General features: G+C 48.1%; 5 protein-coding genes. All 5 read left to right on the forward strand.

The genetic code is table 11. The features are described 5' to 3' along the window. Nucleotides 1-183 precede the first annotated feature (183 nt). The 5 genes from ACE3K2_RS20450 to ACE3K2_RS20470 all read left to right on the forward strand — a co-directional run bounded on the left by ACE3K2_RS20450 (nucleotide 184) and on the right by ACE3K2_RS20470 (nucleotide 9,732). The gene (locus ACE3K2_RS20450) at nucleotides 184-3,894 is read left to right on the forward strand and encodes a SwmB domain-containing protein (protein WP_421894299.1); all 3,711 of its coding nucleotides are present in this window, start codon (nucleotides 184-186) and stop codon (nucleotides 3,892-3,894) included. 441 nt (nucleotides 3,895-4,335) lie between these two features. Continuing rightward, nucleotides 4,336-7,059: a stalk domain-containing protein gene (locus ACE3K2_RS20455; protein WP_421894302.1), complete on the forward strand. Its 2,724-nt coding sequence runs from the start codon at nucleotides 4,336-4,338 to the stop codon at nucleotides 7,057-7,059. Nucleotides 7,060-7,106: 47 nt separating this feature from the next. Next, entirely contained in the window at nucleotides 7,107-8,267 is a 1,161-nt protein-coding gene (locus ACE3K2_RS20460) for a sensor histidine kinase (protein WP_074092506.1), read from the forward strand. A 7-nt stretch (nucleotides 8,268-8,274) separates the two neighbouring features. Continuing rightward, nucleotides 8,275-8,997, forward strand: coding sequence for a response regulator transcription factor (locus ACE3K2_RS20465; RefSeq protein ID WP_026081439.1), 723 nt, complete (start codon nucleotides 8,275-8,277; stop codon nucleotides 8,995-8,997). A 357-nt stretch (nucleotides 8,998-9,354) separates the two neighbouring features. After that, nucleotides 9,355-9,732: a hypothetical protein gene (locus tag ACE3K2_RS20470; RefSeq protein ID WP_421894305.1), complete on the forward strand. Its 378-nt coding sequence runs from the start codon at nucleotides 9,355-9,357 to the stop codon at nucleotides 9,730-9,732. The last annotated feature ends 1,233 nt before the right edge of the window (nucleotides 9,733-10,965 follow it).

The raw sequence follows: 10,965 nt of genomic DNA on the forward strand, positions 1-10,965 counted from the left end.
TGCATATTGATCTTCTATTGAAGCCCTTTATTCCAATATGGAATCAGGGGCTTTTTGCATCTTTTTACAAAATAAAACACCATACATTTCCATTTTATTAATTGAAAATCTCTCTCTGACCGACATAAATATAGAGGTCTGTATATCAGACAATTAGGAAAATGAGATGAGGGGGAAGGCCGGGTGTTTGTGAAGAAAATGGCCCGTAAGGGATTAGCTAGTCTTATGATTCTGATGTTAGTCACTCAAGGGATACTCGCCGGATGGATAGGAGTAGAGTCCGCATATGCCGCCGATGAGTTGACGGAAAAAGGAATTAGCACAACGTCACCTGCTGTGAACGAACAACAGGCAAGTGGATCAGCACCACTGACGATTGATTTTATTAAGCCAGTAAAGAAAATCGACAGTTCTACTGAGGAGATTACTGTTTACCGAGTTCAGGATGACTCGATGGTAACAAAAGTTCCCGTGACGAATGCAGCTGTGACTGTCATTGCAGATGATGCAGCTATTGATGCATATTTGGGGAAACGTGTGCAAATCCAGCTTCCTGTGGCTCTGCCTGGAGGGTCATTCTATGTTACGATCGGTAGCCAGTCTTTCGTATATGGTGACGGTCAACCCGTTGAGGGATTGAATAAAGAGTGGACATTCCGCACAGCAGGAGTTAGTACAGCTCAATTAACTGTGCAGTCGCCTCTTAACGCAGCTGTGAATGTATCTCCTTCAGCCAATATTCAACTAACTTATGATCGGGCAATGAAGGTCGGTGCAGGCAAACTCCAGATTTATCGTGGCAGTACTTTATTGGAAGAGATCGATGCCAAGTCAACCCGAATCAGTTTCAATACGGCGAGAACAACGGTAACGATTGATCCAGTGAACAATTGGGCGAATAACAGCACGATTTACATAGCAGTACCGGAAGGTTTTTTGCGTGATGACCTGAACAATGATACGGGAGCCATTCAACGAACGACGTGGGGGTTCAATGTAGTATCCGATCCCACAGCATTAACCGTATCCAGCCTGTCTCCTGCAAACGGAGCAACAGGCGTATCACTCACGAATGAGTTTACGTTGACATTCAACAAAGACCTGGACCGGAATTTTGCAAGTTCAGCTACGGTTAAGAATGCTAACGGCGGGATTGTGGCTTCGACGACATTAATTAGTACGTCCAACCCGAGACAGTTGCGCATCATCCCGCAAACGACTCTGACAAGCAACACAACGTATACGATTGATATTCCTGCAAATGTATTCCGGGATCAGACGGGGAATCTGTTCACGGGTCTGAATGGAACCGCATCGTGGACCTTTAGAACGTTGACTGTAGACACAACACCACCTGTACTGAAAACAGCCAAAATGTACAGCAATACGATCATTCGATTAACGTATGATGAGTTGCTCTCCAGCCTTGATCCGTTTGCTTCCAGCTTCACAGTGACGGTTAACGGAGAGAACCGGAATGTAAGTTCTTCCTATGTTTCGGGAGACAGTGTGTATGTTGTTCTGGATACAGGTGTAGCTGTAGGACAGGTTGTCCGCATTGCCTATGCACCGGGAACAGGAACACGTAAAATTCAGGATTTGTCTCTTAACGCGGCTCCAGCATTCGGAGCAAGAGATGTAGAGAACAGTCTCGATTCCATTATGTCGAAACCACGCGAAGGTACAGCGTATTACAATACAATCAGTCTGTACTATCCTGAGACCGTTTATATCAACTCCAGTGATGCGGTGAGACAATTCAGTGTTACAGCAGACGGATCAGCGGTGGGCATCAGCAGTATGTCCACCAATAACAGTTCGTTGGTAACGCTCAATCTCAGTCGTTCCATCCAGAATGGTGAAGTGGTACAAGTATCATATGCGCCAGGAACATGGCCAGTGAAAGACAGTCGTGGTCAAGCTCTCGCTGGATTCAACGGGTTCTATGTACGAAACAGTATTGATACGAAACCACCTGAGTTCAAGAATGCAGAAGTGAGTGGTACGACGATGTGGATCAGATATAATGAGCCGCTGAGCCGGACGAATAAGCCACTCAAGAGCCAATATTCCGTATTGGTAGATGGTAAAGCCGTATTTGTCAATGATTCCGAGATTGAGGATGATCTGATTACATTAACGCTGGCCAACACAGTTGCCAGTACTCAAAACGTAACCTTTTCTTATGTGCCAGGTACCCTGCGGTTAACCGATCTAAACAACAATCCTGCAGGATATGTTAATCTGGCTCCAGTAAAATATACCTTTGGTAACGGGAAAATCTTGTCAGCAACTCTTCAAGGGGACAAAGTATATATTAACTTTAGAGATGCACTTCAGGCTCAGACGGCTCTAACTGCTTCACAGTTTAGTGTGCAGCTTGGAGGGACAACAACGAATGTTCTGAATGCTTCCATATCGGGTTCGATCGTAACTCTTAATCTTTCGAACTCGGCAACAGCAGGACAGACAGGTACGGTGAGCTATACTCCGGGAGCAGTTCCGCTACGTGATGCGTTGAATAACACCATTACTGCGTTTGGACCGCTTCCCCTGCAACAAAATGGCAGTAGTTCGACAGGCAACCAGACAAACAGCCGCCCTTCCTGGCTTACAGAACAAGACTCGTCAAGTTATGGACAAGCGCTGCTTGTGATGAGTACGGATACGGCAGCTACAGCTTCCATGATGTCACGCAACAATCGCTCTACTCGTCAATTCAATGTTGACGGTGCCAAGCTCTTGCAGGCCTTCCAGTACGCAACAACGACTGGCAAAACAACACAACCTGTTGTATTTGAAGTCCCTGCGAGCGAATCGTCAGCTTATGTAGGGTTCCCTTTGAACACATTGGCTCAGGTTGCATTAAGTAACCGTACAGGTTCAATTGGTGTCAAATATGGTGATCGTTTATGGATGGTCCCACTATCCAATCTGGATATATCCGCAATGAGTCAAGCTGTAGGGGGAAACACAACCAACACCGATGCCTCCTACTTCTATGTACAGGTGGAGACGGTTCCTGTCTCCAGTTCAGGTACGATAGATGGAATGCTGGCCGTTGCAGGAGCACAGAAACTTGGTAATGTTACAGACATCTACCTATCTGCGTTTAGTGGAAATACGAATCAACGTGTAGAACAAAATATCAAGAGCCAGCTCGCGATGCAGTTGCCTGTAAACACACCTACAGCGACTTCCGGGTTTACGTATATTGATCCGACTACACTGATTCTAGCGAATGTGCCGCATACGTTTGCGAGTACAACAGGAGGAGTAGTCGTTAAAGGACAACTGAACGGTAACCAGACCATCGTGCCTGTCACACATTCCGTTAGCTATCAGGATACCTCCAGCCATTGGGCGGGTGCAGTCATCAGAGAATTGTCGTCGAAATGGATTATTGGGGCCACAAACGGCTCCTATTACGGACCTAACCAGAAAATAACACGTGCCGAGTTTGCCGAATTGGTAGCGAAAGGTCTTGGTTTGAAAGGAGATCAGAATGCTGCACGTCGTTTCCGTGATATTCGTGGTGGTGATCTGACCAGTGCCTACATTGGTGCCGCGGCAGAAGCCGGGATTATTACAGGCAACACGGATGGTACATTCAAACCGGAAAGTGAAATCACGCGTGAACAAATGGCTCTCATGATGGTACGTGCGATGAACTACGGTGGGAAAACAGTTTCTCTTCAATCTTCGGCTGCCACCACTCTTTCCAAGTTCAAGGACAGCAACAAAATCCAGTCCAAGGATTCTGTTGCCAAAGCGGTGCAGGAGGGAATTATTCAAGGCATGACAGCGAGAACATTCGAACCCCAAGGGAACGCGACTCGCGCTCAGGCAGCAGTGATGTTGAAACGGGTTTTGGACAAATTAGGATATCTATAAATTAATAGGGACACTTCAAGGAAGCGCATTTCTTGAGGTGTTCCTTTTTGGTAATCCTAGATTTAAACGATCACCACATGAATTGGTAAAAAGGTATTAGAGAGTCGAAACCAATTATCATTACAGAGGTACTATAGTGATATTGAATTTGTGGTAGAAGACTTGTAAGTTAATAGGATATATATGAATCATAAATAGACTTCTGTTGTGCTGACTCGTGCACAGACGAAGTCTATTTTTTTGATTAGGATAAGTACATAGCAGAAACGTGTGGAATCGATTAACCAATATATACCTCAATCTTGGCTGGGGGCGTAACTTTTTCCACTAAAAGCAGTCTATTAATAGAAGAGTATACTAGGGATCTCGCTATCTGTTGCCTACTTGGCAGTGTAGGGGATGTCTAAGATTGATATACAAGATGGGAGAGACGTTTCAGACATGCTGGGGAAACATGGGAAACAGCTGGAAGACGTTAAGGGCAGTAAGGTGAAAAAATGGGCGATTGTGACGCTGGCGGGTGTGATCTGGATTGCACCGGTGATGAGCGCGGGCGGGCAGATGTGGTCAGGTACTTCGTGGCAATCGGTGGCAGCAGCGGCATCTACGAATACAAGCAAGTTGAGTGAGGAAATTCTGACTTCGGGTGCGAAGCTCATGAAATACAGATATACAACAACACGTTCCGGTTCCAAGGTTAACGTACTGGCGGATGTGATCCAGGTGGATCTGCAAAACCCTTATGTGAAGCTGGATGTAATGACAGGCAAGGGCGGTAACTTGAACAGCAAACAGAGCACAGGTGCCATGGCTAAGGAAAATGGTGCAGTAGCCGCTGTGAACGGTGATTACTTCAATGTATCCGGGGAGCTCGCACCCATTGGTGGGCAGGTCTCTGACGGCGTACTGGTCTCCACACCTTCCGAACTGTCGGGCATGTATGCCCTCACGGTGACCAAGGATGGCAAGCCGATGATCGACGAGTATTCTTTTGACGGAACGGTGAAGGCACAGGATGGTTCAACCTTTGCTTTGCGTGGGATTAATAAAGAGGATTATACGGTAGAGTCGGGCTCGGTGAAATATAGTCATGCCAACTCAATGTATATTTATACACCAGCATGGACATCCACCAAACGCCCAAATGACCCTTCCACAACGCCGACAGAGGTTCTCGTGCAGAACGGAGTCATTACCCAAATCTCGGATAAAAAAGCGCTAAACATGACGGTGCCGCAGGATGGGTACATTTTGCGTGCGCATGGGACAGCGGCGACATGGATCATGAGCCATCTATCCGTTGGGCAAACCTTGGATGCGGATTACAAATTGAAAGCCAAAACTACCGGGCAATCGGTCGATCCAAGTAATCTGGAGATGATGATTGGTGGTCACACCATTTTGGTGAACGGTGGTAAGGCAGCTTCCTTCTCCCGGGATATCGCAGCGTCCGGCATTGGCGGTATTCGAGCAAGAACGGCAGTAGGCTACTCTCAGGATGGTCGGTACGTCTACATCATTGCAGCGGAGAAAAACAGCAACAGCAGCGGGATGTCGCTGACGGAACTGCAATCGTTTATGACCAGCGTGGGTGTCTGGAAAGGCATGAACCTGGACGGTGGCGGCTCCACAACGATGGTAACCCGTCCGCTAGGTGAGCAAACTGCTGGTCTGACGTTCAACACAGAGTATGGTACCGAGCAACGTCAGGTTGTAAACACGCTGGGGGTGTTCTCTACGGCTCCTGCAGGTAAACTGAAGGGCTTTGCCGTGAGTGGCACCCAAACGTTGCTGGTGGGACAAGAGGGCAAGTACACAGCCAAAGGATATGACACATACTACAACCCGATTGCAACAGGCGATATCAGCATGTCCTGGAAATCCAGCAACAACGGCATCGTGAGTGTCAGCAACGGTACGATCAAAGGCGTGAAGCCAGGTACAGCAACCCTGACGGCAACGAGCAACGGAGCTTCATCCTCCATTAAAGTATCGGTACTGGGTGGAAGTGAATTGGCTTCCCTGACAGCAGGATCGGGTCTCGGTTCACTCAAAGCGGGCACAACGATGTCCATTCCGGTAACGGCAACAACGAAGAGCGGACAAAGTGTTACGGTCCCGGCAGACTCGCTGACATGGGAATTTATCGGATTCAAAGGTAAAGTTACAGCTGACCAATTAACCGTATCTTCCGTCAATGCTGGTGCACAAGTGGGATATGCGATTGGTCGTTATGATGGTTATAGCACAGTCGTAGTCCTCTCGGCTTCTGCCAGCGAAACGATTTGGGAGAATTTCGAGAACGTGAATTATCCGATCAACTTCACGACGAACGCAGCGGGTGTAACAGGTTCAGCAACCATTACTGCAGGAACGGGTGAAAAAGCCGGCTCCAATGTGCTGCAACTTAATTATGATATGACTGCTGGAACAGGCAAAATGTATGCATATGCACAACTGAACGGTTCCACGGGTAAAGAAGTATCTGCAGCAGCTACATCAATGTCCATGGATGTTATGGGAGATAAGAGCCTGAACTGGCTGCGTGCCGAATTCACGGATGCCAATGGCAAAACGGTATATGCCGATCTCGCCAAGGCGATTGACTGGAACGGGTGGAAGAAGCTGAGTGTGGACCTGAACGGACTGAACATTGCCTATCCGGCGAAGCTGAAGCGGGTCTATGTGGTGAACGTGGAAGAAGGTCAGGATGAGCGTGCGAAATCAGGTACGGTTGCTTTTGACAACATCGCATTCACGATGCCTTCCAAGTCCAGTGAAGTTGGATTGCCTACGGGTACAGCCTCGCTTGTGCTCGGACAGAAGTCGATGACGGTGAACGGAATGAAAAAGGCCATTGATGCAGCACCGGTCCTGAAAAATGGTACGACCTATGTGCCAATCAAACATGTTTTGGACGCTTTTGGTGGTCAGGCAAGCTGGGATAGCAAAAATCAGCGAATCACAGTATTACGTGGTGGCAAGCTGATTGATCTGGTTGTAGGGCAGAAAGAATTCATTCTGAATGGTAAAAGACAGAGCGCAACTGTTGCACCATACGTAACGGGTGGCAGGACTTTAGTCCCACTCAGACTCGTTTCCGAGCAACTTGGTCTGACTGTAAAATGGGAACAGAAAACGAAGACCGTTACCATCTCATCGTGATATGGTATGATATATACCGGAAACGATAGAAATGGAGTCGAACAAACGTGGATTTACAAGCCGATGCCATAGACCGCGTCATTAAAAACGCCATACAAGTCATGGAAAACAGCAAATATCAAATGTTCGAAATTATGGACGCAACTCGCGATGAGCTGAAAACACTCAACGAGGAGTTAAAGTCGGTACTGAAGGAGACGGCGGAAACGATCGAGAAAGTAGATCAATTGGAGCTGAACTATCGCCGTTCCCGGATCCGGCTGACTGAGGTTAGCCGCGACTTTGTCCGTTATTCCGAGCATGATATCAAGCAGGCGTACGAGAAAGCAACACAGCTGCAGCTGGATCTGATGATTTATCGTGAGAAGGAAATGTATCTGAAGGCCCGTCGGGATGATCTGCAGAAGCGTGCCAAAAATGTGGAAGCTTCTGTGGAGCGTGCCGAGACCATCGGTTCGCAGATGGGTGTTGTACTCGAGTACCTGTCAGGTGAACTGGGTCAAGTGACCCGGATCATCGAATCAGCCAAAAATCGACAAATGATTGGTTTGAAAATAATTTTGGCCCAGGAAGAAGAGCGGAAACGTATTGCTCGTGAGATTCATGACGGGCCGGCGCAGATGCTCGCAAATCTAGTGCTTAGGACGGAAATTGTAGAAAGAATGCTCATTAAGCAGGATTTTAAGATGGTCCAGGCCGAAATAGTAGATTTGAAAGGCCAGGTTCGTTCCAGTCTTGAAGAAATGAGAAAAGTTATTTTCAATTTGCGTCCTATGGCACTGGATGATCTGGGACTAATTCCGACGCTTCGGAAGTACGTGCAGGATTTTGAAGTAAAAACGAAAATCCGGTCGCTTTTTGAAACAAGAGGTAAAGAACACCGTTTATCTTCTGCAATGGAGGCTGCGATCTACCGCCTTGTGCAGGAAGGTCTGTCGAATGCTGCAAAGCATGCTTATCCCACTTATGTTGTAGTGGAAATTACATATCAGGCTCAGCTCGTCAAAATTGTCGTTCAGGACAATGGGCTTGGGTTCAAACCGGAGCTTCTTGCGAAGAAAAGCAAGGATCATACCCACTTCGGTCTGATTGGGATGAGAGAACGGGTTGAACTGTTAGAAGGAAGAATAGAGATTGAATCCGGAGAAAATCAAGGAACCAAAATAGTGATTCATATCCCGACAAACGTGGATAAGGGAAAGGAGTAGCAGGATGATGGAAAACCGTGATACTGGTAAAGCATCGATTAAAGTTCTTTTGGCTGATGATCATCAGCTGTTCCGTGAGGGACTGAAACGCATTTTAAATATGGAGGACGACATTGAGGTCATCGGCGAATGCGGCGATGGTATTCAAGTGCTCGAATTCTGCAATCAGGATAAACCTGATATCGTATTGATGGACATTAACATGCCGATCGAAAACGGGGTTGAGGCAACGGAGAAATTGCGTGAGCTGTTCCCTGATGTCAAAGTGATTATCTTGTCCATTCATGATGATGAAAGTTATGTATTTGAGACGCTTCGTAAAGGGGCTAACGGATACTTGCTGAAGGATATGGAGGCCGAGTCACTGATCAATGCGATTCGTTCCGTGCATGAAGGACATGCCTTCATACATCCGAAAGTAACAGGCAAACTGATCATGCAGCTGCGTCGTATGACGTATCTTAATGAAACAGGGGCAATGAGTGAAGGAGCTTCGAAGGAAGCAGGTGTTAAATTTGTCGCTGGCGACAATAACCCGCTCACACGTCGTGAGGCTGAAGTGCTTCGCTTAATGGCAGAAGGTAAGAGCAACAAAATGATTGGTGAATTCCTGTTCATCAGTGAAAAAACAGTAAAAAACCATGTCAGCAGTATTCTGCAGAAGATGGAAGTGGACGACCGTACACAAGCGGTTATCAATTCGATCAAATATGGTTGGGTTACGCTCTAATACCTTATGTTTTTCGTAAAGCAGTATTCTTACGGTAAGTCAGTCCATTGGTTGATTCAACCTTGACGATGTATAGATTGGTGTTCACTCGCGCCCTTTCCAGAATGTTGGATTGGTCTGCGGGTTAATGGACTTTATCACTGCACATGAGCAAAGCGTAAGGTTATGCGGAACATATGTTCAAGCTTAGGCGTGAATGAATGACCTGGCCTGTCTTTCTTCGTCCGGTGTCGATCAGCGTGGAATATGAGTGATAGGAAGTGCAAGTGTAACCCTTCAGGAAGTACAGCATATACTTGTTGTATACAGGGATGTTCGCCATGGGTGAGCATGACCTTCCGAGGAGGTGCAGTTGCCATGGTTGCTCATCTGACTATGATTCTGCTCATATACTTCCTGGCGGCAATGGCCGTTCATGCCATGCACCAGCGCCATCTTTCCCGTCCGGAACCTGAAGGTTTCGAGCAGATCCTGCTCATCCCTTCCAATCAGGCAGGGCGGATCGAAGGCATTGTAAGAGCACTTTGCCGGGAATTGTTATACCGTGGAAAAAGCTTCAGATTAACCGTTGTTGCGGATCGTACAGAAGCGGAAACGATTACGATTATTGAAAAGCTTATGCAAAGGCAAGGCATGGAGACATCGTATCTGTCTGCTGTCCCTGCTGATATTGAACGGGTAGCACAGACCGATCACACGTTTCGACTGATTGATTTGCGTGAGTCAGAGCAATAAATCATCTTGTGAACGGGAAATGGGATTAGCATTTCGCAGATCTACAGTGAAAAGATTACAGCAGAAGCTGTAGTCTTTTTTTGTAATTGTAGCCAAGTCTGCTTTTAAATTAAAAATGGGTTTTTATGCAATCTATGGTTATTGCCTGGGTGTGAGGAGTTCTTGAGCATGAAAATAAGATTTTCGAAGTAAGAACTCTTAATTTAAAAGTATAGACGATCAAGATTGGAAAAAGTTTCGCAATTTTAAAGAAAGATTCTGGTTATTAGCAGAATTGTATGATGCGTGGTTAACCTTGTGATGTGAAGATTCAATTGGTATAGTGATAAGTAGATTGATCATAAGAAGATGGAATATGGACATGAAGCACATGCGCCGGCGAATAGCCGGATTGGCATGTGCTTTTTTTGCGTTCGGAAAAATTACGATGGGGGAGGAGCGTAAATGAAGGTTGCCTTATATGTGTGCCGTGTAGGAGAAGGATGGAACATGGTGTTATCACTCGACATTCGTGTGGATGTGTCCTGGTGGCTAGAGGGAGGAAGTGGACAACATGTGCTGCGCTGGTTGCTGTTAGGTCAGGCGTTGCCGTTAAGTCAGGCCTCCTGGTTGGTTGAACATTTTCAGATGGAACGAGGTATGGATCAGTGGGGCCAGCACGAATGGCAGAGGTATCTTGCACGGAAGCTGGATGTATATGAACTGGCCTCAGGGGAAGTTGAGGCGAGAAAAGGTATAGCGGGCACAGCGGGGAGTGCCGCTGTGAGAGTTGCGTTGGTAGGCGGGATGCCGCCGTCGTATCCCGTCGGGCAGTGGGCTCAGCTGGAGCGGGACGCGGCCCTGCTAGCTGAGCGGATCAGCGGCCGCCAACTACTGGCGACCGAAGCGGAGGCGTTGCTGGCGGATACCGCCCAGCCGCCAAGGGACTGGCGCGCGGCTGCGCAGCTCGCGCGCTTGCACGGGCGGCTGAGTATCACAGCCGCCCTCCAAGGGCCTGCCACGCGCTGTCGGCACGCGTGGCTTGGACGCGCGCGGAGCGCGCCCCGCTGCCACCGTTGTGGCAGCGAAGCCAGGCAGCGCGTGCCCTGCGCTGCCTGCGGCCTGGCGGCGTGCGCCTACTGCGAGGCGTGCCTCGCGCTGGGGCGCAGCCGTGCCTGTGCGCTGCTGCTCCGCAGTGCAGCGCACGGGGCCGGGGGGGGGGGGGGGGGGGGGGGCGGGGGGGGGGGGGGGGGG

Source organism: Paenibacillus sp. (genome assembly GCF_048976745.1).
GTDB lineage: Bacteria > Bacillota > Bacilli > Paenibacillales > Paenibacillaceae > Paenibacillus.